Raw genomic sequence first — 22,949 nt, forward strand, 5'->3', positions numbered from 1 at the left:
GATGCTGATAATCTTGTTGACTATCAGTCTGACTCCACAAGCACCCACACGAATTGCTTGATTCAGTTGTTAAAGAGCGGTTGGTTAAGATCTTTCGTCTCAACCGAGGCGCGCATTTTACAGCAGCCTCATTTGCTGTCAAGTGATTATTTTCAGAAGTTTTCGAAGAATTCTTCAACAACTTCAACCACTTGCGCTTCAGATCTCTCTGCAGCGGGAGGCGAATTCTACAGCGTTACACGCTGCTGTCAACACCTCTTTTTCAACTTCCTTTTGGCTTCGATGAACTGAAGCAACCTGCTGCCGAAAACTTCGTAACTCGTTGTTTACCAAGGAGTTTTCTGTTTCGACTGCGCCGGAAGTGGGGCGAATTATAGACTTCTAAAATCTGCCGTCAACACTTAATTTAGATTTCCTATCAAACAGGCCCTAAAGGCCCGTTTCCTTCTATATAAAGTGCATAGCAACCAAAATTGAGCAATATATTGCTCAAAGCCCGGCAGTTAAGCATCATAGGCGCTCTGCTTCTTTACCATGACTTCGGACCCCCGCCCCAATGACCACTCCACCTCGCAGCCTGGCCTCGGCATTGTTTCCGGTAGGCCTGCTGTTGATCGCCATGGCCTCCATCCAATCCGGCGCCTCGCTGGCCAAGAGCATGTTCCCCATCGTCGGCGCACAGGGCACCACCACGCTGCGCCTGATTTTCGCCAGCGTGATCATGCTGCTGCTATTACGCCCATGGCGCGCCAGGCTCACGGCCAAGTCCCTGCGCACTGTCATCGTGTATGGCATGGCACTGGGCGGCATGAACTTCCTCTTCTATATGTCGCTGCGCACAGTGCCCCTGGGCATCGCGGTAGCACTGGAATTCACCGGCCCGCTCGCCGTGGCTATCTATGCCTCGCGCCGGGCGGTGGACTTTGTATGGATCGGCCTCGCGATCGCGGGCCTGCTGCTATTGATCCCCACCGGAGAAACCAGCAGCGGCATCGACTTGACCGGCGCCGCCTACGCACTGGGTGCCGGCGTGTGCTGGGCGCTCTACATCCTGTTTGGCCAAAAAGCCGGCAACGACAACGGCGTGCAAACTGCCGCCCTGGGCGTGATGATCGCCGCTTTGTTTGTAGCGCCAATCGGCATCGTCCATGCCGGCGCCGCACTGCTGACGCCCTCGCTGATTCCCGTTGCCATCGGTGTCGCCATCCTGTCGACCGCCTTGCCCTATACCCTGGAAATGGTCGCGCTCACTCGCCTGCCCGCTCGCACCTTCGGCACCTTGATGAGCATTGAGCCCGCGTTCGGCGCCCTCTCCGGTCTGTTCTTCCTGCAAGAGCACTTGTCCCTCGCGCAATGGATGGCGATCACCTGCATTATCTTAGCCTCCGTCGGTGCCACACTGACGATGCGCAATGAATCCAAACCGTTGGTGCCAGCCGATTGATTGTGATCGCAGGTAGCTCTGGTATTTGCCGCTCATTTAGGCCATGTTTAGGCCGTAAACGAATGTCTTTCATGGAGAATTTCGACAGGGAATGCTGAACGCTACAATCGAGAGCGAGTAAAGCCTGCATCGAGTTTTTTGCGACGCGGCCATAAGGATAGTAATGAAACGAATTTTGATACTGTTATTGGTCGTGGGTATTGCTGGCTGTGCTGCGACCACCAAGACAGAAGTGAAACGGGGCAAAAAAGGCATGCACATCAACTGTTCCGGTCTGTCCTCCTCCTGGGACCAGTGCTACACCAGTGCAGCCAACTCATGCGGCGCCAAGGGCTACCGGGTTATCGCCAAATCCGGTGACAATTCCGAGGAGCCTGGGGACTATCCTTTCGGCATCAACCCTGCCGGCTACACCAGCCGCAGCATGATCGTCATCTGTAAATGATCGCCCGAGCAGTCCACTTCCGGCTGCTCCTCCTTCTTGACTTACCCTTTGCCCTGCTGCGACTACACTCCTGCTCGACATTCGAGCAACGGAGTTACCATGACACCCAACAAGAAAATCGTATTGGTGGTTGGTGCCGGTGATGCAACCGGTGGCGCCATTGCCCGGCGTTTTGCCCGTGAAGGCTATGTAGCCTGTGTCACCCGTCGCAGTGCCGATAAACTGCAGCCCCTGGTCGACAGCATCCAGGCCGCCGGCGGCGAAGCCCACGGTTTTGCCTGTGATGCGCGTAAAGAAGACGACGTGATCGCGCTGGTTGAACAGATAGAAACCGAGCTGGGCCCCATTGAAGCCTTCGTCTTTAATATCGGCGCCAACGTGCCGTGCAGCATCCTCGAAGAAACCGCGCGCAAATACTTCAAGATCTGGGAGATGGCCTGCTTCTCCGGGTTCCTGAACGCCCGCGAAGTCGCCAAGCGCATGGTCACCCGCGAACGCGGCACTATCTTGTTTACCGGCGCCACTGCCGGGCTGCGCGGCGGTGCAGGATTTGCCGCATTTGCCGGCGCCAAACACGGCATCCGCGCGCTCGCGCAAAGCATGGCGCGGGAATTAGGCCCGCGGAACATCCATGTCGCCCACGTGGTAGTTGATGGCGCCATCGACACTGACTTTATTCGCGACAATTTCCCGCAGAAATATGCGCAGAAAGACCAGGATGGCATCCTCAACCCTGACCACATCGCCGACAACTATTGGTACCTGCACAGCCAGCCACGCGACGCCTGGACCTTCGAACTGGACCTGCGCCCCTGGAATGAACCCTGGTAAACACGCCGCTCCTAATCAAGAACAACAATAAGCAGTGAGAATCGACCATGAGTAAAAACCTGGAATTCTTCTTCGACCTCGGCAGCCCGGCCACTTACCTGGCCTACACGCAATTGCCAGCGCTATGTGCCGAGACCGGTGCGCAACTGGTGTATCAACCCATGCTGCTGGGTGGCGTATTCAAAGCTACCGGAAACGCTTCGCCCATCACTGTGCCCGCCAAAGGGCGTTACATGTTTAAAGACCTGGCGCGATACGCCAAACGCTACAACGTACCGCTCAAATTCAACCCGCACTTCCCCATCAACACGCTGATGCTGATGCGTGCCGTCATGGGTATCCAGATACGCGAACCCGAGCGCTTCCAGGCCTTCATCGACTGCCTGTTTCGCGCCCTCTGGGTCGAAGGTCGCCACTTGGGCGACCCCGTCGTCGTGGCCGCTGTGCTGAGTGAAGCCGGTTTCGACCCAGAAGAAGTCCTGAACCTGGCCAACGATGAAAAGGTAAAAGCCGCCCTCAAGGACAAAACCGAACAGGCTGTGCAGCGCGGGGTATTCGGTGCACCCAGCATGTTTGTAGGCAATGAGCTGTTCTTCGGTCAGGACCGTCTGGAGTTTGTGCGCGAAGCGCTGCGTTAAAACTCAATTGCCAAGCGCCCTTGAGCGCCGCTTGCGAGCAAATCGTAAGCGGCGTTTACCGTATGCCGGTCGAAACGGTGTGGATCGATGTCACGTTGCGTATCGGCGAATTACGCGGTGTCGGCGCCCAACCGGCGCCAGTCGGCCAGGGTCAAGGCGTTCGTCGACTACCTCGCCGACGCCCTGGCCTTGGCCCCTGAACTGCAACCGATCAGATAGCGGCTGTACGCACCTGCAGCCATTCCAAGGCTGCACCACTGAGCAGCGGACTCAGGCGTTCACGCACCTCGGCGTGGTACCCGTTAAACCACTCGCGCTCATCCGCCGTGAGCAACGACGACTCCAGGCAACGGGTGTCGATCGGGCACAGAGTCAGGGTTTCAAACTTGAGGAACTCACCAAACTCGGTTTTGCCCGCTTCGCGGTTCAATACCAGGTTTTCGATGCGCACACCCCAACGACCCGGGCGATAGGTACCTGGCTCAATCGAAGTGATCATCCCCGGCTGCATTGCGGTCTGCGGTGCCGCAGCAGCCTGGTAGGCGATCACTTGCGGACCTTCGTGCACATTCAGGAAATAGCCTACGCCATGACCTGTACCGTGGCCGTAGTCCACGCCTTCGGCCCAAATCGGCGCGCGGGCAATGGCGTCCAGCAGTGGCGAGAGAATGCCCTTGGGGAAATGCGCACGGGACAAGGCAATCACACCCTTGAGCACGCGCGTGCAGTCGCGCTTCTGCTCGTCACTCGGCGTGCCGATCGGCACCATCCGCGTGATATCCGTGGTGCCGCCCAGGTACTGGCCGCCGGAGTCGATCAGCAACAGGCCATCGCCTTCGATCAACGCATGCTCTTCTTCGGTGGCGTGGTAATGCGGCATCGCACCATTGGCATTGAACGCTGCGATGGTGTTGAAACTCAGCGACACATAATCGGGGCGACGGGTACGTGCAGCGGTCAAGTGCTCGTCGATGGTCAGCTCGGTGATGCGCTCACGGCCCAACGCACTGTCCAGCCAGGCGAAGAACTCGCACAGCGCCGCGCCGTCCTGCTCCATGGCTTGGCGGATATGTTCGGCGTCCGCCAGGCTTTTACGCGACTTGGCCAGCGTCGTCGGGTTCAAGCCCTCGACCAGCTTGACGCCGGCATTGAGGTTTTCCAGCAAACCGGTGGTGACGCGTGCCGGATCCACTTGCAGGCTGGTACCCGCCGGAACAGCACGCAGCGCATCTGCCACTTCGCTGTAGTCGCGCAAGGTCACGCCGTCGCGCTCCAGTACCGCGCGCAGCTCGGCATCGACCTTGCTCAGCGCCACGAACAGCGTGGCCTGTTGTTGATTGACCAAGGCAAAGGACACAAACACCGGGTTGAACGACACATCACCGCCGCGCAGGTTGAACAACCAGGCGATGTCATCCAGGGTCGCGATAAAGTGCCAATCGGCGCCCTTCTCTTTCAAGCTGGCACGCAGGGCGGCGAGTTTGTCGCCCCGGCTGACAGTCGCCTGCGGCGGCAGGTGTGGGTAGATCGGCTGGTTCGGCAAGGCCGGGCGGTCCTGCCAGACTTCATTCAACAGGTCGATATCGGTACGCAGGCGAGCGCCGCGCTCGGCCAGCTTGCCGCCCAGGGTACGCGCCGAGGCCACGGCCATCACTGCGCCGTCCACCGCGACCACACCACCCTCCGGGGTTTGCTCGGCCAGCCATTCCAGCGGGCCGGGTTGGCCTGGCTGCAGTTTCACCAGTTCGATGCCGCTGCCCTTGAGCTCCTTGGTCGCCTGCTCCCAGTAACGGCTGTCGGCCCACACGCCGGCAAAATCCGCGGTCACAATCAGCGTGCCCACCGAGCCATAAAACCCCGACAGCCATTGCCGCCCCTGCCAGTAACCCGGCAAGTACTCGGACAGATGCGGGTCGGCCGACGGCACCAGCAGGGCATGGATGCCCTCGCGGCGCATCAGTTCGCGGGTATGCGCCAGGCGCTGGGGAACCGTTCCATGGGTCAAAGGCTGCGTACTCATCATGTCTCCTGCTAACCACTCATAATTGTTATGTGTTGTGACTGAAAATCAGACCGCCCAGAACGCCGGCGCACTGGCGAGTGCAGCCTTGATCAACTGCACGGCCGCGTCGATATCCTGCTCGGTGGTAAACCGGCCCAGGCTCAAGCGAATAGTCCGACCGGCGCTGCGCGCGTCATGGCCCAAAGCCAGAAGCACGTGGGACGGCGCATTGCTCGCCGAATTGCACGCCGAGGTGGCCGAAAACGCAATGCCTGCGCTCAGTGCAGCGGAATTGAATTCACCCTCTGTGAACGTGAGGCTCAGTGTATGCGGAATGCGCTGGGTGGCGCTGCCATTGAGGCGCACGCCGCCAAGCGTTTCCAACTGATCGAGCAGGCGCTGACGCAACGCGACGATGGCGGCTTTTTCTTCAGCAAAGGACTGCGCCGCCAGGGCGAAGGCAGTGCCCATGCCGGCAATCTGGTGAGTCGCCAGGGTGCCGGAGCGCAACCCACCTTCGTGGCCGCCGCCGTGAATCTGCGCCAGCACCTTCTGCTGCGCGCGCGGGCCCACATACAGCGCGCCAATGCCCTTGGGGCCGTACAGCTTGTGCGCCGAAAACGACATCAGGTCCACCGGCCATTCAGCCAGGTCGATCGCGACCTTGCCGGCGCCCTGCGCCGCATCCACATGCAACAGCGCGCCGTGCTCACGTACCCGTGCGCCAATGGCAGGGATGTCATTGAGGGTGCCCAGCTCGTTGTTCACCAGCATCAGCGACACCAGGAAGGTGTCTTCGCGCAAGGCCTCACTGACAGCTTCGGCACTGATCAAGCCATCAGCGCCCGGCACCAGGTAAGTGACGGCCACACCGGCTTCCTGCAGCTGCCGCGCCGTGTCCAGCGTGGCCTTGTGTTCGATCTGGCTGGTGATGATATGCCCACCCGCCACACCTCGCGCCTGGGCCACGCCTTTGATCGCCAGGTTATTGGATTCTGTAGCACCGGAGGTCCAGACAATTTGCTCAGGCTGGGCACCGACCAGCTCGGCCACCTGGCGGCGCGCCTGCTCGACCGTGTGCCGAGCCGCCTGGCCGAACGCATGGGAGCTGGACGCAGGGTTGCCGAAGTTGGCATTGAAGCCCAGACACTCGACCATCACTTGAATGACCCGCTCATCCACCGGCGTGGTGGCGGCGTAGTCGAAATACAACGGACGTTTATTCATGACATTAAGACTCGCAGAGCGTATTCCCCAGGACAGCGCCTCGGGTGGCATCGACCGGAACAGAGGTCGTCAGGTTTAACCCGTCGGATGCCATAAAAGAAGGACTACTTTATGTAAATGTGCGTAGGAACGCTCCTGAAATTCAGCTTAACAGGCTGAAGTATCCCAATGGCAAACAAAAAGCCCGAGGTTCCTTAAGGGAATCCTCGGGCTTTTTGCCACTTGGCGCCGGCTCAACTGGGGCGACCGTGCATCACCACGCTGCGTTCGGCGTTCATTTCGCCCTGGTGGTCAAAGCCGAACGGCTTCTGTGGCTGGCCGGTCAACGCGGCGCGCTGCTGTTGATATTCATCAAACGACAGGCCACGACGGCTCAAGGCTTCTAGGGCCAATTGCTTGGTTTCCTCGGCGGTATAAGGACGCGACTCAGGTGACGGGTGGGTTGCACATCCGGCAAGGACAGCGCTCACAACTATTAAGGAAACAGCCAGGAAGTGGTTCATGGTGAAGGCCCTGCAAAGGTGGTTTGTAGTCAATGAACACAGGCTACTCCCGCCCTTGCGCAGCGAAAAATCATCCCCCGTGATAGTCGCTATCAACCGTTGCGACACCTTCGATAGTGCGCCATTCATATTCATTTAAGTTCTATAAATATGGAAATCAGTTCGTTTACGGAATAAAACTAACCTTCTATAAATAGCCCTATTGCGAACCGACACTGTTCGCCACGCAACTGTTGCCCAGGCAACAGCCATTCAACAAAACCGCAACCAGGCAACAGCTTCTTTTTCAACAGGTCGTCTGCAGCCCATGCCAATCAAGGCTTGCAGCCATTGGTACAGCTCTTGCTCAACACGTCACACCTCACCTGCTACCCACCCCTGTTGAAAAAGGAACTGTTGATGTCCCGTCCCCTGAATGTCGTTGCCCTCTCCGGCGGAACCTGGCGCCCATCGCGCACCTTGGTCCTGACCCAAGCCGTGCTGGCCGAACTGGCCACGTTGCTGCCGATCAAGACCACCCTGATCGAGTTGGGTGACATTGCCCGGCCCTTGGGCGGCGCACTCTCACGCGATGAACTGCCGGCCGAGGTCGAAACGCAACTGTTGGCCATCGAACAGGCCGACCTGCTGATCGTTGCCGCGCCGGTGTATCGCGGCTCTTATCCTGGCCTGCTCAAGCACCTGTTTGACCTGGTTGGCCTCAACGCCTTGATCAACACTCCGGTGTTGCTCGCGGCCACCGGCGGCAGCGAGCGCCATGCACTGGTCCTCGATCACCAGTTGCGTCCGCTGTTCAGCTTCTTCCAGGCCTTGACCCTGCCGATCGGCGTGTACGCCACCGAGGCCGACTTCACCGACTACCAAATAACCAGCGAGTTATTAAAAGCCCGCATTCAACTGGCTGCAGAACGCGCAGCGCCGCTGTTTGCCGCGCACTCCCCTTCGCTGCTGAAAATCGCTTAAGGATTTGTCATGGATGTTTTCTGGTTTCTGCCCACACATGGCGACGGCCATTTCCTCGGCACCACCCAAGGTGCGCGCCCGGTCACGCTCAACTATCTGAAGCAGGTGGCGCAAGCGGCTGACAGCCTCGGTTACTTCGGTGTGCTGATTCCTACCGGGCGCTCGTGTGAAGATTCCTGGGTAATTGCCTCGGCACTGGTGCCGCTGACCGAACGCCTGCGTTACCTGGTAGCGATTCGCCCGGGGATTATTTCGCCCACGGTGTCGGCGCGCATGGCCGCGACCCTGGACCGCCTGTCCAACGGCCGATTGTTGATCAACGTAGTCACCGGTGGCGACCCTGACGAAAACCGTGGCGACGGCAGCTTCCTCGACCACAGCGAACGCTACGAAGTCTCCGACGAATTCCTGCAGATCTGGCGCCGCGTGTTGCAGGGCGAGTCGGTGGATTTTGAAGGCAAACACCTGCGTGTGCAGAACGCCAAAGCCCTTTACCCGCCAGTGCAGAAGCCATATCCGCCGCTGTACTTCGGCGGATCTTCAGAGGCTGCCCACGACCTGGCCGCCGAGCAGGTCGACGTGTACCTGACCTGGGGTGAGCCGCCTGCCGCCGTTGCGCAAAAACTTGCCGACGTACGTGAACGCGCCGCCCGTCATGGGCGCACGGTCAAGTTCGGCATTCGCCTGCATGTGATCGTGCGCGAAACCGAAGAAGACGCCTGGAAAGCCGCCGCCAAACTGATCGAACACATCAGCGATGAAACCATCGCCGCCGCACAAAAATCCTTCTCGCGCTTTGACTCCGAAGGCCAGCGGCGCATGGCGGCTTTGCACGACGGGCGCCGCGATAACCTGGAAATCGCGCCGAACCTGTGGGCCGGCGTCGGCCTGGTACGCGGCGGCGCCGGCACCGCATTGGTGGGCAACCCGCAGCAAGTGGCCGAACGCATCAAGGAATACGCCGACCTTGGCATCGAGAGCTTCATCTTCTCCGGCTACCCGCACCTGGAAGAAGCCTATCGCTTTGCCGAGTTGGTGTTCCCGCTGCTGCCGGAGCCTTATGCCAGCCTCGCCGGGCGCGGTATCACCAACCTGACAGGGCCGTTTGGCGAAATGATTGCCAATGATGTGCTGCCGAACACGAAAGCCTGAGTGCATTGAGATCCACTTCGAGTGGGCACTGCTTTTCTGTGGGAGCCGGGCTTGCCCGCGATGCAGACGACGCGGTGTTTCAGTTGCACCACTGTGATGCTATCGCAGGCAAGCCAGCTCCCAATTTGAACGTGATCGCCAGACAAAAATTGAGGAACCCCGTGTGACAGCCAAACCCCACAGCGTCCTGCCTTCACCCTTGCAGACCGCCAAGCTGCTGGCCGCCGAATTTGCCCTCACCGCCGTTGAGCGCGATGAGCGCGGCGGCACACCCAAGGCCGAACGTGATGCGCTGCGCCAAAGCGGCCTGCTGGCCCTGAGCATCCCCACGCAATATGGCGGCCTCGGCGCACGCTGGAGCGAAACCCTGGGCATCGTGCGCGAGTTCGCCAAGGTCGACAGCTCCATCGCCCACGTCTTCGGCTTTCACCACCTGATGCTCGCCACCGTGCGCCTGTTTGCGCGCCCGGACCAATGGCAGCCATGGTTCGAACAGACCGCGCGCAAAAACTGGTTCTGGGGCAATGCCCTCAACCCGCTGGACACGCGCACGCTGGTCAAGGATTTCGGCGGCTGGCGCGAGTTTTCCGGCAAAAAGAGCTTCTGCTCCGGCGCCAGCGATTCGGAAATGCTCATCGCCTCGGCCGTGGACGAAAGCGCCGGCGGCAAGCTGCTGATCGCCGCGATTCCCAGCGGGCGTAGCGGCATTACCTTGCACAACGACTGGAACAACATCGGCCAGCGCCAAACCGACAGCGGCAGCGCCAGCTTTGAACGGGTGCGCGTCGAAGAGTCGGAACTGCTGCTCGATCCCGGCCCACTGAGCACGCCCTTCGCCTGCCTGCGCCCGCTGATCGCTCAGTTGACGTTCACGTATATGTTTCTCGGGATTGCCGAAGGCGCCTTTGAAGAAGCGCGCAACTACACCCTCACCGAAACCCGTGCGTGGCATAAATCCACGACTGGCGATGTGCGCCAGGACCCTTACGTGCTGCACCACTACGGCGAGTTCTGGGTAGCGCTGGAAGCCGTGCGCCTGCTGGTCGAGCGCGCGGGCGAATTGCTCGACCAGGCCTGGGCCAAAGGTGCCAGCCTCAGCGAACAGCAACGCGGCGAACTGGCCACTGCCATCGCCACCGCCAAAGTCGCCGCCACCCGTCAAGGCCTGGACCTGTGCAGCCGCCTGTTTGAAGTCACCGGCGCGCGCTCGACCCATGCCTCACTGCGCCTGGACCGCCATTGGCGCAACTTGCGCACGCAAACCCTGCACGACCCGGTGGATTACAAACTCCACGAACTGGGGGACTGGGCGTTGAACCAGTCCCTGCCGATTCCCACGTTTTACTCCTGAGAGAGGTGCCCATGCAGCTGTTAACCTTACCGCCCTCGCCCGCCCTCGCGACCTCGATTCGCGCCACGGCCCAGGTCTTCGAAGACCCCAAATCCCAGGCATTGCTCGACCATATCCAGCAAGTGGCGCCCAGCGAAGCCAGTGTGCTGATCATCGGCGAGACCGGCACCGGCAAAGAGCTGGTCGCGCGCCATATTCATAACCTCAGTGCGCGGCGCAACCGGCCCTTTGTGGCGGTGAACTGCGGCGCGTTTTCCGAATCGCTGGTGGAAGCCGAATTGTTCGGGCATGAAAAAGGCGCGTTTACCGGCGCTCTCAGCGCCAAGGCTGGCTGGTTCGAAGAGGCCGATGGCGGCACCTTGTTCCTCGATGAAATCGGCGATTTGCCGATGGCGATCCAGGTCAAGCTGCTGCGCGTTCTACAGGAACGCGAAGTCGTGCGCCTGGGTTCGCGCAAGAGCATTCCGATTGATGTGCGCGTACTGGCGGCCACCAACGTGCAGCTGGAAAAAGCCATCAACGCGGGGCACTTTCGCGAAGACCTCTACTACCGCCTGGATGTGGTCAGTCTCGAACTCAGCCCACTGCGCGAGCGCCCAGGCGATATCCTGCCGCTGACCCGGCATTTTATCGAAGCCTACAGCCAGCGCCTGGGCTACGGCCCGATCACCATCAGCCGCGAGGCCGAGCACAAACTCAAAAGCTACAGCTGGCCGGGCAATATCCGCGAGCTGGAAAACGTGATTCACCACACGTTGCTGATCTGCCGTAATGGCGTGATCGAGCGTGACGATCTGCGTCTGTCGAACATGCGCATCGAACGCCAGGACGACAGCCAGCACGGCACCGACAACAGCGCCGAAGCCTTGCTGGCCCGCGCCTTTCAAAAGCTTTTTGAAGAACAGGCCGGCGCCCTGCATGAAAAGGTCGAAGACGCGCTATTGCGCGCCGCCTACCGTTTCAGCCATTACAACCAGGTGCACACCGCCAACCTGCTGGGTTTGAGCCGCAACGTCACGCGCACCCGCCTGATCAAGATCGGCGAGTTGGCGGTGAACAAACGCCGCCCCGGCGAAAACGTGCAGGGCGAGCGCATGTTGCATTTATCCATTTAGGCGGCAGTGCAACGCGTTGTCATGGCTGCGCTCGAAACTGCGCAGCACTTGAAATGAACCGAAGGTCACCGCCGTGGCCTGGTGGGCGCGAATCAGCGTCCAGAAGTCTTCCTCGCCGTGCTCAAAACACTTGAACGCCGCCTCGCCGTCCTCACGCGAGCGCCATTGCAGGTAATTGAGCACCCGCCGCCCATCGTCGCTGACTTGCACACTGGCATTGATAAAGCCGCCATGGCCCAGGGCCAGGCGCTCACTCTGGGTGGACAAGGCGGCCACCAAGGCAAATTGCTGCTGAGGTTCGATCTGAAACTCGATCAACTGAGTGAAGCTGCGATTTTTCTCTGATACCTGCATGAACACTCCCCTCTCTCTGTAGGCAGAATCTTGCGATTCGATGCCACGCAGGGTAAAACCTCTAGTTAAGTCAAGGTCAAGCGTTTATCTGGAGTTTTTTATGCTTACCAAGGAACTCACCGTCGGCCAACTCGCCGCTCGCAGTGGCGTGGCGGTTACGGCGCTGCACTTTTATGAGTCCAAGGGGTTGATCAAGAGCAACCGCAACGCCGGTAACCAACGGCGCTACCCACGGGATGTTTTGCGGCGTGTGGTGGTGATCAAAATCGCACAACGTTTGGGTATTCCATTGGCGACCATTGGCGAGGCGTTGCAGACCTTGCCGGATGGGCGCGCGCCCACAGCACAGGACTGGGAACGCTTGTCGGCGTTGTGGCGCGAGGATCTGGATCAGCGCATCAACAAGCTGATGCTGCTGCGCGACAAACTCAGTGGCTGTATTGGTTGCGGGTGTTTGTCGCTGGAGGCGTGTCCGTTGCGTAATCAGGATGATCAGTTAGGTGAGCATGGGCCAGGCGCCCAGTTGCTGGAGCCCACCACACCCGCCTGAGTTGACAATGCGATCAATGTGGGAGCTGGCTTGCCTGCTCCCACACAAGCTCCGCCCCCCCTATTTGGTGGATGTTGCGCCTTAGAAACCGGGGGCTATCTGGCCCTTGTAACGCGTGAGAATGAACTGGCGCACCTCATCCGAATTCAACGCCTTGGCCAGCTTTTGAATGCGCGGGTCGTTGATGTTGTCCGGCCGCGCCACCAGGTACTCGACGTACAAGGATTTGCCCTTCTCCACGATCAACGCACTGTTGGTATCAATCCCCGCCTCCAGCGCGTAGTTGGCAAACACAAACGCCAGGTCCACCTGGCTCACCGAACGCGCCAGCAAGGCGCCTTCCAGTTCGCGGATTTTCAGGTGCTTGGGGTTCTCGGCAATATCACGCGGGGTGCTGAGGGTGTTGCTCGGATCCTTGAGTTTGATCAACCCGGCCTCATCCAGCAGCACCAGCGCGCGGCCGGTGTTGACCGGGTCGTTGGGGATCGACACGGTGGCGCCGTCTTTGAGTTCCGAGATGTTGTTGATCCGCGTCGAATACGCCCCAAACGGCTCGATATGCACGCCCACCACCGGCACCAGGTCGGTGTGGCGGGTCTTGTTGTAGTCATCCAGGAATGGCCGGTACTGGTAGTAGTTGGCGTCGATATTTTTCAGCGCCAGTTGCTGGTTGGGTTGGATAAAGTCAGTGAAGACTTTGATCTGCAAATCCACACCCTCCTTGGCCAGTACCGGTTTGACGAACTCAAGAATCTCCGCGTGCGGCACGGGTGTGGCGCCGACCACCAAGGTTTCATTGGCAAACGCATTGAACGACAGGACAGCGGCCAAAATGGCCAGGGACTTTTTCATGCAGGCTCCAAAGCTAGCTTTATAAGAATTAACGGCGGCTATAACGCGCCACCAAACGGTCGCCGGTCATCTGTAATGCCTGCACCAACACCAGCAACAGCACCACGGTGACCACCATCACGTCGGTCTGGAACCGCTGATAGCCGTAGCGAATTGCCAGGTCGCCGAGGCCACCGCCGCCGATCACGCCGGCCATGGCGGTGTAGTCCACCAGCACAATTGCAGTCACGGTGACGGCGGCCAGCAACCCGCCTCGGGCTTCCGGCAACAGCGTGTGACGGATCACCTGCCAGGTACTCGCACCCATGGCTTGGGTGGCCTCGACCACCCCACGGTCGACTTCGCGCAACGCGGTTTCCACCAGCCGCGCAAAGAACGGCGTGCAGCCCACCACCAACGGCGGGATGGTGCCCGGCACGCCCAGTGAAGTGCCCACCAACAAGGTGGTCAGCGGGATCAGCACAATCAGCAAGATGATGAACGGCAGCGAACGCAGCACGTTGACCACCACCGACAGCAGGCGATACACCACCAGCGCTTCATGCAACTGGCGCTTGCCGGTCAGAAACAGCAGCACGCCCAGCGGCAAGCCCAGCAGCACCGTAAACGCCAGGGCGGCACCGAGCATACTCAGGGTTTCCAGGCAGGCCTGGCCGATGTCGGCCCAGTAGATATGCTTGAACCATTCGGCCATGGGTTATGACCAGTCGTGACGTGGCGGCTGGGTGCCATTGAGCAACCAGTTGCCCACCACGTGGTACTTCCAGCGCACCGGGTCGTGCAGGGTGTGGACCCGCGCGTTACGCCAGTGGCGGTCGAAATTGTGCGTCTTCAAGGTCGAGCGGGTGCCGCCCAGTTCAAACAGTTTGTTGCTGGCTTCGATGGCGATTTCGGTGGTGAGCACCTTGGCCCGCGCCACCGCCAGGGAGGCGTGGGCGACGTTGTCTTCAGTCGGCGCCGGGCGCGCGGCGTCCAGGGCCAGACCTGCGCGTTCCAGCAAGGCTTCAGCGGCTTCCAGGCGGATATCCAGAGCGCCGACCTGGATGATGGTCAGCGGGTCTTCGCTGGCTTTTTCTACGCCGGCATCGATCCACGGCCTGGCGAATTGCTGCACGAAGTGCACGGTGTCACGCAGCGCGGCGCGGGCAATACCGGCGTCGATGGCGGCGGTGGTCAGCTGTGCGAAAGGGCCGGCAAGCGTCGGTGAATCGTAAGATTTATGCGTAGGAAACAGGTTGAACGCCGGTACCCACAGGTTCTCTGCCAGCACTGTGCCGCTGCTGGTGGTGCGCTGGCCCATGCTGTCCCAGTCATCCACCACCACCAGCCCTTCGGTGCCACGTTTTACGAACGCCAACTGCGCATTTTGCTGCTCATCCAACGCCAGCACCGCCAGCCAGTGGGCGTACAGCGAGCCGGTGCAATAGCCTTTGCGGCCGCTGATCACGTAACCGTCGCCTTCAGGGCGAATGGTGGCGCGAATGTCCTGCACGTGCTTGCCGCCGGTTTCCGACAGCGCATTGGCAAACCGATGCCCCTGCAGCGCCAGGCTAAAGAAATGCGTCTGCTGCTGTGGCGTGCCTTGCAGGCGAATGTCTTCGAGCAGGCAATAGTGGTTCTGCGGGATCTGCCCCAGCGACGGGTCGGCCGCCGAGATAATCGCGATCACCTGGGCCAGCACTGCGTAGGACACCTGAGCCCCACCGAATTCGCGCGGCACGCTGATTCCCCACAGGCCACTGTTGGAATACAGGTCCACCACGTCGGCGGGCACGTGGCGGGTGCGGTCGCGTTCGGCAGCGTGCTCAAGCAGCACGGCGGCGACCCGGTGGGCGACGGCAAGCGCCTGGGCTTCATCGCGAATCAGTTCAGCGTTCGGGGCATGGATCGGGTAATCGGCAGATACAGGCAGTACAGGCATACAACGCTCTCGGGCGAATGGTTTGCCTGAGGCATTGCAGCTTCTGTGCCGGGTCCTGAAACCGCAGGTTTGGCTGTAAAAGCGCGATTCCGGACCGCTGGCAACGCAGCAATCTGCCGGTTCACTGTTGCCTGGCCAACACCTCGTCGGCTCGCCGCAGGGCACGCGCTACGTGGCCTATAGTGAAAAGGCCGTGCCTCCACAACCACCATCCAAGGAGAACGATATGAGCGTTAAAACCGTACCTGAGGGTTATCACAGCGTTACGCCGTATATGGGCATCGACAACGCTGCTGAAGCCATCGAGTTTTACCAGAAAGCCTTTGGCGCCACCCAGGTCATGCGCCTGGACATGCCCGACGGCAAGGTCGGCCACGCCGAACTGCGTATCGGTGACTCGGCGATCATGCTCGGCTCGCCGTGTGCCGACATGGCCCTGCGTAATCCCGGTGAGCACACCAGCGTTGGTTTGCACCTGTATGTGAACGACGTGGATGCGCAGTACCAACAGGCCATTGAGGCAGGCGCCCTTTCGGTGTCTGAGCCAAAAGATCAGTTTTACGGCGACCGCTCGGCGAGCGTGAAGGATCCTTTTGGCCACCTGTGGTTTTTGGCTACGCGCAAGGAGGACCTGACTGAAGCGCAGATTCGCGAGCGGGCCATGGAAATGTTCAAGCAAGGCTGAAGTTTCAATAACCCTGCATATCCAATGTGGGAGCTGGCTTGCCTGCGATGGCGGCTTGTTGGTGGTGGTGGTGTACATATCCGTTACTTGGGTGATGGCGGCTTAGGGTTCCGCCCTGACGGCGGGTCACTTTTGTAAAGACCGGAATGCCGGCCCAGACAAAAGTGACCCGCCGTCAGGGCGGAACCCTAAGTAGCCATCACCGCAGCAACGGATATGCACCCCGCTCCTACACACTTCATGAACAACCCCTCCACGCTTTCCCCCTTGCCCCAAACCCCGGGTGATTCCACGATGCAAGCACTTACAAAGAGGAGTCATCCCATGTTCGCCGGTTTCCAAAAAGACCAGTGCCACGTCAACGGCGTGGACATCAGCTACCGCAAAGGCGGTACAGGTCCCGGTCTGCTCCTGCTGCACGGGCACCCGCAAACCCATGTCATCTGGCACAAAATCGCCGAACAACTGGCCCGGCACTTCACCGTGGTCGCCGCCGACCTGCGCGGCTATGGCGACAGCAGCAAACCACCCGCCAACGACCATCACACCCACTACTCCAAACGCGAAATGGCCCGCGACGGCGTCGAGCTGATGCAAGCCCTGGGCTTCGAGCGTTTCTCGGTACTGGCCCACGACCGTGGCGCCCGCGTCGCCCATCGCCTGGCCCTGGACCACCCCGCCGCCGTGCAGCGCATGGTACTGCTGGATATCGCCCCCACCTTGTCGATGTACGCCCAGACCAACGAAGCCTTCGCCCGCGCCTACTGGCACTGGTTCTTCCTGATCCGCCCCGCGCCGTTGCCTGAAGCGCTGATCGAGAGCAACCCCGAGCTGTACCTGCGCAGCGTCATGGGCAGCCGCAGTGCCGGGCTCAAGCCGTTCACCGATGAAGCCTTCGCCGAATACCTGCGCTGCCTGCAACTGCCCGGCACCGCTCGCGGTATCTGCGAAGACTACCGCGCTGCCGCCGGTATCGACCTTGAGCACGACCAGGCCGATATCGACGCCGGCAACCACCTGAACCTGCCGTTGCTGGTGATGTGGGGCGCCGAAGGCACCGTCGGCCGCTGCTTCGAGCCGCTCAAGGAATGGCAGAAAGTCGCCAACGACGTGCGTGGCAAGGCCCTGCCGGCCGGGCACTACATTGCCGAAGAAGCCCCTGAGTTGTTGCTGGGCGAAGTCCTGGCCTTCCTTCGCTGAATGCACTGACACCGTGATCTGAAACACCCGCCTCGCAGGCTGCCAATGGCCTGCGACGGGTTCGCTTTGCCCAAAAAACCTCCCGAGATAATAACAATGACAATCCGAAAACTGCTGGGAACCCTGTATGTCCAGGTGCTCATCGCCATCGCGCTGGGTGTGTTGATCGGCCATGTCTGGCCGCAAATCGGTATCGACCTCAAGCCCCTGGGCGACGGGTTTATCAAGCTGATCAAGATGATCATCGGCCCGATCATCTTCTGCACGGTGGTCTCCGGTATCACCAGCATGCACGATGTGAAACAGGTCGGCCGCGTCGGCGGCAAGGCGCTGCTGTATTTCGAGATCGTCTCCAGCATCGCCCTGCTGATCGGCATCCTCGCCGCGCACCTGCTGCAACCGGGCGTGGGTTTCAACATTGATGTGAAGACCCTCGACAGCTCGGCCATCGCCGGCTTCGTCGGCCAGGCCGAACATGGCGAAGGCATCACCGGGTTTCTGCTGCACGTGATCCCCACCACGTTTTTTGATGCCTTCTCCAAGGGCGAAATCCTGCCGGTGCTGTTTGTCTCGGTACTGTTCGGCGTCGGCCTGGTGATGGTCGGGGAAAAAGGCCGGCCATTGGTGGGCGTGATCAACCAGGCCAGCGAAGTGTTCTTTCGCATCGTCGGTATCATCAGCCGCGTGGCGCCGATCGGGGCGTTTGGGGCCATTGCCTTCACCATCGGCAAATACGGCGTGGGTTCATTGCTGCCGCTGCTGAAGCTGGTGGGTACGTTCTACCTCACCGCGTTTTTCTTTGTGGCCGTGGTGCTGGGCAGCATCGCGCGCTATGCCGGCTTCAGCATTTTCAAGTTGATGGGCTATATCAAGTCGGAGCTGTTGATTGTGCTGGGCACCAGCTCGTCGGAGTCGGCGCTGCCGCAATTGATCCAGAAACTCGAAAGCCTCGGCGCATCCAAAGGCGTGGTGGGCATCGTGGTGCCGACCGGCTATACCTTCAACCTCGACGGCACCAACATCTACATGACCCTGGCGGTATTGTTCCTGGCGCAGGCCACCAATATCCACCTGCCGCTGGAGCAACAATTGACCTTACTGGCGGTGGCCATGCTCACCTCCAAGGGCGCCGGTGCGGTGGTCGGTGCAGGTTTTGTGGCGCTGGCCGCGAGCCTGGCCGTGGTGCCGACCGTGCCGGTGGCGGCGATGGTGCTGATCCTGGGTGTCGACCGTTTTATGGCCGAGTGCCGCTCGCTGACCAATATCATCGGCAATGCCGTAGCGGCATTGGTGGTGGCCGCCTGGGAGGGTGAGCTGGACCGCGAAAAAATGGCCCCTATCGCCCTCAAGCATGGCCGCCATGCGCGCGCAGCCGCGCAGGCGAAGATCGCCGCCGAGTAAGCAATAACGGCCCGGCATGCCGGAAGGCATGCCGATCCGGTGCTATTCTGGCGGCTCATGCCGCCACGTCTGTTGCTGATGACTAATAAGAAAGATACCGTGCCCCTACCCGAAGACCTGCGGGTGTTCCTCACCGTGATCCGCAAGGCCGGCTTCGCTGCCGCCGCCGATGAGCTGGGGCTGTCGCCTGCGTATGTGAGCAAGCGCATTCAGATCCTCGAAACCACCCTGGCCACGCGCCTGCTGCACCGCACCAGCCGCCGCATCGCCCTGACCGAAGATGGCGAGCGGGTACAACGCTGGGCCGTGCGCATCCTCGAAGATTTCCAGCAACTGTCCGATGAACTCAGCGACGCCCACGACAGCCCGCGCGGGCATCTGCACCTGTGCAGCAGCTTCGGTTTCGGCCGCAACCATGTGGCGCCGGCCCTGTCGTTGCTGGCCGAGCAGTACCCGGACCTGGAAATCCGCCTGGACCTGTTCGACCGCGTGGTGGATATCGTCAGCGAAGGGTTTGACCTGGAGATTCGCGTCGGCGATGACATCCCCGGCCAGCACATTGGCAGGCGACTGGTGAGCAACCGCCGGGTGCTGTGCGCCGCACCCGCCTACCTGCAACGCAAAGGCACCCCGCAACAGTTGAGCGACCTGGAGCAGCACGACTGCCTGGTGCTCAAGGAGCGCGACAACGCCTTCGGCATCTGGAACCTGGAGCGTGACGGCGCGCCCGAAAGCGTGCGCGTGCGCGGGCCGCTTTCTTCAAACAACGGCGAGATCGTGTTGCAGTGGGCCTTGGACGGGCGCGGCGTGTTACTGCGCTCAATGTGGGACGTGAAACCGCTGCTGGAGCAGGGCAAGTTGGTGCAGGTGCTGCACGGCTACACCCAAAGCGCCAACGTGTGGGCGGTGTACCCGACACGTTTGGCCTACTCCGGCAAATTGCGCGCCTGCGTGGAATTTTTGCAGGAGCACTTCAAGGGGTTGTCGATCTGACGCCCCGCGTGGCGCTGACACCCAGCCATACCGTCATGATCAGCAGGGCGGTCAATGGCAGCCCGTGGAACAGCACGATCACCTGGGCCGGCGTCCACGTCAGGTAGAACGGCCCCACCACCAGCATGCCCACACCAAAGCCGGCCATCTGGATCAGCGTCAACAAGCTGAACAGCGGCAAGCGCAAGCTATCGGGTTCGCTTTGCGCACGGGAAACCAGCGCCACCTCAGAGATACCATCACCGAGCCCGGCCCACACCACCAACAGCAGCGCCAGCCACAGTTCGGTTTGCTGAAAGGTGAGGATAAAGCCGCTGGACATCAGCGCCACACCCGCCATGAACCAGCGCTCCATGCCTTGGGTGCCACGGCCCTTGAGCAACGCACTGGCCAGGCGCGCGCCGACGAACTTGCCGCAGGCCCACACCGCCAGCAGGTAGCCCATGACGGTTTTCGCGGTGTCCGGCGAAATGTATTGCGACAACACCGGCCAGCCGACGTTATGCGCAGCGCTGCCGAGGGTGTCGAGCATGCTGATCAACAACATCGCCGCCAACACCGGCGCCCCGCGCAAGCCTTTGGTCAACTCGTGCCATTCGGCCGCAAGCCCACGGTGCGCGGCAACGGCGACTGAATACAAAGCGCGCAACGGCAGGATCAGGCAGGCCGCCATCACGTAAGTGCCGATGTTGACGGCAAACACCGCCTCGAATCCGCCCGTGGCGATCAGCACGCCGGAGAGCAGGCTGCCAAACACCGCACCGGTAGCCGCCGCCGAGGTGATCCAGGCATTGGTGCTCACCCGCTGTTCAAGCGCCACCCAGGTCGGCAACTGGCTATTGAGGCCAATGGCAAACAGCGAATTGCACAGGCCGATGCCGAACGCGATAAACGGCAGCACGTTGAGCTGATGCGCCGGGATCAGCACCAGCAGCGGCACCAGTAACAGCGCGCGCGCCATGTCCAGCCCGGCCAAGGTACTGCGCCCCGGGAAGCGCCGGAAAAACGGGATGCCGAACAGGCTGGCGACAATCCCGCCCGTCACCCGGCACGCCAGGAACACACTGACAAACACCACGCTTTGGCTGAGCCAGTAAACGTAGGTCGAGAGCGCCACCATGTTAAGGAAGGCGCCGAAGTCCGAAACGCCCCGCGCAAAGATGATCAAGCGGGCGTTGCGGGTCGACAGGCCCAAGGGCTGAACGTCGCTCATGCCGGTTGTACCTCGTCTTCTACCCGTACGTCATCAGCCGCCACGCCGCGCAGGCTCACCAGCAGCACATCGCGCCAGGCCGGTGCCGATTCGGCCTGCGGCCGCACAGCGCCGGCGCGGTGATACAGCCCACGGTCGTTGATCACGATGGTTTCCAGGAACTGCTCCATCGCCAGGTTCAACACGCGGCTGTGCTCCGCCTCAGCGGTAAACACCTCGGACACCACCGGCTCCGTGTTGCTCTGGCCAATAAAGTGCATGAACACCCAATCCAGGCCGTCCTGGTGAATCCCCGAGGTGGTCGGGCTGGCCGACGGCCCCTCTGCACGCACGCGAAACTGGTGGATATCAATGGTGTAGGCATGCGGGCCCAGGTGCGGTTCGATCACCGCCAGGTCGGCGGCGAGCAATTTCTGCATCAGTGGGTGCTCGATAAAGCCCTCCTCGCTGTAACTCAGGTGGTTCACGCCCTGCCGATAGTTGACGGCATAGGTGACCGGCGACTTGAACGCGGTCGTGCGGTCGATCTGCAACTGCCGCGACGGGGATAAACGATAGCGCAGGATCCGCCGTTCGCGATGGGTGTATTCCTTGAACGCCTCGTCGCGTACCAGGTTTGCCCAGTAGGCGCGAAAGCTTTGCTCCTCACCGGGCTCGACCTTGAGCAACTGGCCAAAATCCCGACGGTGACAATAGTGGTGCTCGCGCAAGTGCGCGCCAATTTGTGGGATATCCATATCGCTAGACCTTACTGTCGATAATCACGCGCAGGTTGTGCCGGATCGCATCATGCACGGCGTGGGCGTCGGCAGCATCGTCAACCTTGGCCCAGCACTTGAGCAAGTAATGCTCTTCGATATCCGCATCAATGCAGTTGCCGGGTTCCTGCTGGAAATACTCCAGCACCGCAGGGTGCTCATCGAGGAACTGCATCCCCTCAATGCCCTTGAACTGACCACTGTGCTCCGGGTAGAGCGCCAGCATCGAGTAATGCTGGGAGGCACTTGCGATGTTGTGCGCACAGGCTTGCAACCGGGCATTCAGGTCCGGCTCGCCCAACAGCAGGGACAGATAAAGGTCGTAGGGGTCAATGCCGGCCAAGTCACGGAACGCCGCATTGACATACAGCCCGCCGACGCGCGGGTTGATCTCAATTACCACCGGCCCCGCCTCCGTCATGCGAAATTCAAAATGCACCAGCGCGTTGGTCAGCCCCACAGCACGCAGGCAATCCCCCGCGTACTGGCGGATCTGCTCGCACTGGGCGTCGGTAAAAGACGTGGGCGGGCAAATCAGCAGGTTCTCCAGCACCGTGCCACTGCGCTCGGTCAACATCAGTTTTTCGTTGATCAACAGCGCATGGACGTGCCCGCCGACGATCACACACTCCACACTGCCTTCAATGCCTTGAATAAACCCTTCCAACAACAGGCTGTGCCCTGGAATGTATTGGCGTTGCTGCCCATCTTCGTCAGACAGGCTGTGCTCACACCCATAGAAGTCGGCGTAAGCCGCGTTAGCGTGGCCACTGCGAAATTGCGCATAGTGCCGGCTTAACTCAGCCCAGTTGAAGCACTGCTTGATAAACGCCGAAGCGCCACCAAACGGCGGTTTGGCAATCAGCGGATAGCCCATGCGCTCGGCGCTTTGCTGCAGTTGTTGTTCGTCATTGCACAGCGCGAACGGCACGGAGCGCACGCCATGCTGGCTCAGCGCCCGGCGCATCAGGTACTTGTTGTTGCACGCGGCAATGGCTTGCGGGCAGCTGTACACCAGGCCCAGGCGCTGACTGGCCTGCGCTACGATGCAGCCGACTTGCCCCAGCGCAGACGAATGGCCGGCCTGGCAGAAAATCGCGCGGATCTGATAGCGCCCATCCAGTTCGCCCACCAAGTCGAGAATGGCCGGCTCATTGAGTGTATCGAGCAGGAACACTTCATCACTGTCGTCCTGCAGCCGTTGCAGGTGCTTGCGCCCCGCCAGACCCGCAGTCAAACACACCAGGCCTTTGGCCCGGGCCGCAACAAAGTGCGGCTCACGGTAGCTATAGCGAATGGAAGCACTGTCATCGACATCAATAAAAAGAATGGCATCTTGTTTCATCATTAA

Annotated in this window: 23 protein-coding genes and 1 pseudogene; 14 read left to right on the plus strand and 10 right to left on the minus strand. The window is 60.6% G+C overall.

Annotation, left to right across the window (positions count from 1 at the left end; translation table 11 throughout):
- Positions 1–556 precede the first annotated feature (556 nt).
- The 5 genes and pseudogenes from rhtA to FFI16_RS16360 form a co-directional block, all read left to right on the plus strand.
- Positions 557–1,444 (plus strand): threonine/homoserine exporter RhtA, encoded by an 888-nt coding sequence (gene rhtA / locus FFI16_RS16340; RefSeq protein ID WP_138815422.1) that lies wholly within the window; start codon positions 557–559, stop codon positions 1,442–1,444.
- 163 nt (positions 1,445–1,607) lie between these two features.
- Entirely contained in the window at positions 1,608–1,889 is a 282-nt protein-coding gene (locus FFI16_RS16345) for a hypothetical protein (RefSeq protein WP_017136337.1), read from the plus strand.
- Between the two features lie 99 nt (positions 1,890–1,988).
- A complete protein-coding gene (locus FFI16_RS16350; protein WP_138815421.1) occupies positions 1,989–2,720 on the plus strand; it encodes an SDR family oxidoreductase in 732 nt (243 codons plus the stop codon).
- A 47-nt stretch (positions 2,721–2,767) separates the two neighbouring features.
- The gene (locus tag FFI16_RS16355) at positions 2,768–3,358 is read left to right on the plus strand and encodes a 2-hydroxychromene-2-carboxylate isomerase (RefSeq protein ID WP_138815420.1); all 591 of its coding nucleotides are present in this window, start codon (positions 2,768–2,770) and stop codon (positions 3,356–3,358) included.
- Between the two features lie 111 nt (positions 3,359–3,469).
- Positions 3,470–3,577: pseudogene (locus FFI16_RS16360) on the plus strand (LysR family transcriptional regulator); the annotation flags it as partial.
- Here FFI16_RS16360 and FFI16_RS16365 read toward each other — a convergent pair.
- From FFI16_RS16365 to FFI16_RS16375, 3 genes are all read right to left on the minus strand, one after another.
- Entirely contained in the window at positions 3,570–5,378 is a 1,809-nt protein-coding gene (locus FFI16_RS16365; RefSeq protein WP_138815419.1) for an aminopeptidase P family protein, read from the minus strand. The pseudogene FFI16_RS16360 and the gene FFI16_RS16365 sit on opposite strands and share 8 nt — an antisense overlap.
- A gap of 48 nt (positions 5,379–5,426) precedes the next feature.
- Positions 5,427–6,587 carry a cysteine desulfurase family protein gene (locus FFI16_RS16370; RefSeq protein ID WP_138815418.1) on the minus strand — a complete coding sequence of 387 codons (1,161 nt, stop codon included), beginning with the start codon at positions 6,585–6,587 and terminating at the stop codon, positions 5,427–5,429.
- 233 nt (positions 6,588–6,820) lie between these two features.
- On the minus strand, positions 6,821–7,090 hold the full coding sequence (locus tag FFI16_RS16375) for a hypothetical protein (RefSeq protein ID WP_017136342.1): 270 nt from the start codon (positions 7,088–7,090) through the stop codon (positions 6,821–6,823).
- A gap of 399 nt (positions 7,091–7,489) precedes the next feature.
- Here FFI16_RS16375 and msuE point away from each other — a divergent pair, with 399 nt between their 5' ends.
- The 4 genes from msuE to FFI16_RS16395 all read left to right on the plus strand — a co-directional run bounded on the left by msuE (position 7,490) and on the right by FFI16_RS16395 (position 11,671).
- Positions 7,490–8,053 carry an FMN reductase gene (gene msuE, locus FFI16_RS16380; protein ID WP_138815417.1) on the plus strand — a complete coding sequence of 188 codons (564 nt, stop codon included), beginning with the start codon at positions 7,490–7,492 and terminating at the stop codon, positions 8,051–8,053.
- Between the two features lie 9 nt (positions 8,054–8,062).
- Positions 8,063–9,205: an FMNH2-dependent alkanesulfonate monooxygenase gene (ssuD, locus tag FFI16_RS16385; protein ID WP_138815416.1), complete on the plus strand. Its 1,143-nt coding sequence runs from the start codon at positions 8,063–8,065 to the stop codon at positions 9,203–9,205.
- A gap of 163 nt (positions 9,206–9,368) precedes the next feature.
- Positions 9,369–10,556, plus strand: coding sequence for an acyl-CoA dehydrogenase family protein (locus FFI16_RS16390; protein ID WP_138815415.1), 1,188 nt, complete (start codon positions 9,369–9,371; stop codon positions 10,554–10,556).
- Between the two features lie 11 nt (positions 10,557–10,567).
- The gene (locus tag FFI16_RS16395; protein ID WP_106580595.1) at positions 10,568–11,671 is read left to right on the plus strand and encodes a sigma-54-dependent Fis family transcriptional regulator; all 1,104 of its coding nucleotides are present in this window, start codon (positions 10,568–10,570) and stop codon (positions 11,669–11,671) included.
- On the opposite strand, the gene FFI16_RS16400 is transcribed toward FFI16_RS16395, so the two are convergent.
- Positions 11,660–12,025: an antibiotic biosynthesis monooxygenase gene (locus FFI16_RS16400; protein WP_138815414.1), complete on the minus strand. Its 366-nt coding sequence runs from the start codon at positions 12,023–12,025 to the stop codon at positions 11,660–11,662. The genes FFI16_RS16395 and FFI16_RS16400 overlap by 12 nt on opposite strands.
- A 100-nt stretch (positions 12,026–12,125) precedes the next feature.
- Here FFI16_RS16400 and soxR point away from each other — a divergent pair, with 100 nt between their 5' ends.
- Positions 12,126–12,575, plus strand: coding sequence for a redox-sensitive transcriptional activator SoxR (gene soxR / locus FFI16_RS16405; protein ID WP_138815413.1), 450 nt, complete (start codon positions 12,126–12,128; stop codon positions 12,573–12,575).
- Positions 12,576–12,656: 81 nt separating this feature from the next.
- Here the strand turns inward: soxR and FFI16_RS16410 are convergent, their stop codons facing one another.
- The 3 genes from FFI16_RS16410 to FFI16_RS16420 are packed head-to-tail and all read right to left on the minus strand — an operon-like array spanning position 12,657 to position 15,348.
- Positions 12,657–13,427, minus strand: a complete 771-nt coding sequence (locus tag FFI16_RS16410; RefSeq protein WP_138815412.1) for a MetQ/NlpA family ABC transporter substrate-binding protein — start codon at positions 13,425–13,427, stop codon at positions 12,657–12,659.
- A 28-nt stretch (positions 13,428–13,455) separates the two neighbouring features.
- On the minus strand, positions 13,456–14,121 hold the full coding sequence (locus tag FFI16_RS16415; protein ID WP_138815411.1) for a methionine ABC transporter permease: 666 nt from the start codon (positions 14,119–14,121) through the stop codon (positions 13,456–13,458).
- A gap of 3 nt (positions 14,122–14,124) precedes the next feature.
- Positions 14,125–15,348 (minus strand): SfnB family sulfur acquisition oxidoreductase, encoded by a 1,224-nt coding sequence (locus tag FFI16_RS16420; RefSeq protein ID WP_138815410.1) that lies wholly within the window; start codon positions 15,346–15,348, stop codon positions 14,125–14,127.
- A 226-nt stretch (positions 15,349–15,574) separates the two neighbouring features.
- Here FFI16_RS16420 and FFI16_RS16425 point away from each other — a divergent pair, with 226 nt between their 5' ends.
- The 4 genes from FFI16_RS16425 (at position 15,575) to FFI16_RS16440 (ending at position 19,627) form a co-directional block, all read left to right on the plus strand.
- A complete protein-coding gene (locus FFI16_RS16425) occupies positions 15,575–16,033 on the plus strand; it encodes a VOC family protein (RefSeq protein ID WP_138815409.1) in 459 nt (152 codons plus the stop codon).
- 324 nt (positions 16,034–16,357) lie between these two features.
- Complete coding sequence (locus FFI16_RS16430; protein WP_138815949.1) at positions 16,358–17,233, plus strand: alpha/beta fold hydrolase; 876 nt, start codon at positions 16,358–16,360, stop codon at positions 17,231–17,233.
- Positions 17,234–17,329: 96 nt separating this feature from the next.
- Positions 17,330–18,634, plus strand: a complete 1,305-nt coding sequence (locus FFI16_RS16435; protein ID WP_138815950.1) for a dicarboxylate/amino acid:cation symporter — start codon at positions 17,330–17,332, stop codon at positions 18,632–18,634.
- A 78-nt stretch (positions 18,635–18,712) separates the two neighbouring features.
- The gene (locus tag FFI16_RS16440; protein WP_218571876.1) at positions 18,713–19,627 is read left to right on the plus strand and encodes a LysR substrate-binding domain-containing protein; all 915 of its coding nucleotides are present in this window, start codon (positions 18,713–18,715) and stop codon (positions 19,625–19,627) included.
- Here FFI16_RS16440 and FFI16_RS16445 read toward each other — a convergent pair.
- Genes FFI16_RS16445 through FFI16_RS16455 form a run of 3 tightly spaced genes read right to left on the minus strand, consistent with a single transcriptional unit; the run spans position 19,608 to position 22,946 of the window.
- Positions 19,608–20,840, minus strand: a complete 1,233-nt coding sequence (locus FFI16_RS16445; RefSeq protein WP_138815952.1) for an MFS transporter — start codon at positions 20,838–20,840, stop codon at positions 19,608–19,610. The genes FFI16_RS16440 and FFI16_RS16445 overlap by 20 nt on opposite strands.
- Positions 20,837–21,577 (minus strand): 2OG-Fe dioxygenase family protein, encoded by a 741-nt coding sequence (locus tag FFI16_RS16450; protein ID WP_138815953.1) that lies wholly within the window; start codon positions 21,575–21,577, stop codon positions 20,837–20,839. Before FFI16_RS16450 ends, FFI16_RS16445 begins: the two co-directional genes overlap by 4 nt.
- A 4-nt stretch (positions 21,578–21,581) precedes the next feature.
- Positions 21,582–22,946: an acetyl-CoA carboxylase biotin carboxylase subunit family protein gene (locus FFI16_RS16455; RefSeq protein ID WP_256666266.1), complete on the minus strand. Its 1,365-nt coding sequence runs from the start codon at positions 22,944–22,946 to the stop codon at positions 21,582–21,584.
- Between the last annotated feature and the right edge of the window lie 3 nt (positions 22,947–22,949).

It is taken from the genome of Pseudomonas sp. KBS0710, from assembly GCF_005938045.2.
Lineage (GTDB): Bacteria > Pseudomonadota > Gammaproteobacteria > Pseudomonadales > Pseudomonadaceae > Aquipseudomonas.

Excerpts from the sequence above, each read along its gene's own strand:
- FFI16_RS16345 (WP_017136337.1), top strand. The coding sequence starts at position 1,608 with ATGAAACGAATTTTGATACTGTTATTGGTCGTGGGTATTGCTGGCTGT.
- FFI16_RS16415 (WP_138815411.1), bottom strand. The coding sequence starts at position 14,121 with ATGGCCGAATGGTTCAAGCATATCTACTGGGCCGACATCGGCCAGGCC.
- FFI16_RS16425 (WP_138815409.1), top strand. The coding sequence starts at position 15,575 with ATGAGCGTTAAAACCGTACCTGAGGGTTATCACAGCGTTACGCCGTAT.
- FFI16_RS16350 (WP_138815421.1), top strand. The coding sequence starts at position 1,989 with ATGACACCCAACAAGAAAATCGTATTGGTGGTTGGTGCCGGTGATGCA.
- msuE (WP_138815417.1), top strand. The coding sequence starts at position 7,490 with ATGTCCCGTCCCCTGAATGTCGTTGCCCTCTCCGGCGGAACCTGGCGC.
- FFI16_RS16355 (WP_138815420.1), top strand. The coding sequence starts at position 2,768 with ATGAGTAAAAACCTGGAATTCTTCTTCGACCTCGGCAGCCCGGCCACT.
- FFI16_RS16400 (WP_138815414.1), bottom strand. The coding sequence starts at position 12,025 with ATGCAGGTATCAGAGAAAAATCGCAGCTTCACTCAGTTGATCGAGTTT.
- FFI16_RS16365 (WP_138815419.1), bottom strand. The coding sequence starts at position 5,378 with ATGAGTACGCAGCCTTTGACCCATGGAACGGTTCCCCAGCGCCTGGCG.
- FFI16_RS16370 (WP_138815418.1), bottom strand. The coding sequence starts at position 6,587 with ATGAATAAACGTCCGTTGTATTTCGACTACGCCGCCACCACGCCGGTG.
- FFI16_RS16435 (WP_138815950.1), top strand. The coding sequence starts at position 17,330 with ATGACAATCCGAAAACTGCTGGGAACCCTGTATGTCCAGGTGCTCATC.
- FFI16_RS16410 (WP_138815412.1), bottom strand. The coding sequence starts at position 13,427 with ATGAAAAAGTCCCTGGCCATTTTGGCCGCTGTCCTGTCGTTCAATGCG.
- FFI16_RS16420 (WP_138815410.1), bottom strand. The coding sequence starts at position 15,348 with ATGCCTGTACTGCCTGTATCTGCCGATTACCCGATCCATGCCCCGAAC.
- FFI16_RS16395 (WP_106580595.1), top strand. The coding sequence starts at position 10,568 with ATGCAGCTGTTAACCTTACCGCCCTCGCCCGCCCTCGCGACCTCGATT.
- FFI16_RS16440 (WP_218571876.1), top strand. The coding sequence starts at position 18,713 with ATGACTAATAAGAAAGATACCGTGCCCCTACCCGAAGACCTGCGGGTG.
- rhtA (WP_138815422.1), top strand. The coding sequence starts at position 557 with ATGACCACTCCACCTCGCAGCCTGGCCTCGGCATTGTTTCCGGTAGGC.
- ssuD (WP_138815416.1), top strand. The coding sequence starts at position 8,063 with ATGGATGTTTTCTGGTTTCTGCCCACACATGGCGACGGCCATTTCCTC.
- FFI16_RS16445 (WP_138815952.1), bottom strand. The coding sequence starts at position 20,840 with ATGAGCGACGTTCAGCCCTTGGGCCTGTCGACCCGCAACGCCCGCTTG.
- FFI16_RS16455 (WP_256666266.1), bottom strand. The coding sequence starts at position 22,946 with ATGATGAAACAAGATGCCATTCTTTTTATTGATGTCGATGACAGTGCT.
- soxR (WP_138815413.1), top strand. The coding sequence starts at position 12,126 with ATGCTTACCAAGGAACTCACCGTCGGCCAACTCGCCGCTCGCAGTGGC.
- FFI16_RS16450 (WP_138815953.1), bottom strand. The coding sequence starts at position 21,577 with ATGGATATCCCACAAATTGGCGCGCACTTGCGCGAGCACCACTATTGT.
- FFI16_RS16375 (WP_017136342.1), bottom strand. The coding sequence starts at position 7,090 with ATGAACCACTTCCTGGCTGTTTCCTTAATAGTTGTGAGCGCTGTCCTT.
- FFI16_RS16430 (WP_138815949.1), top strand. The coding sequence starts at position 16,358 with ATGTTCGCCGGTTTCCAAAAAGACCAGTGCCACGTCAACGGCGTGGAC.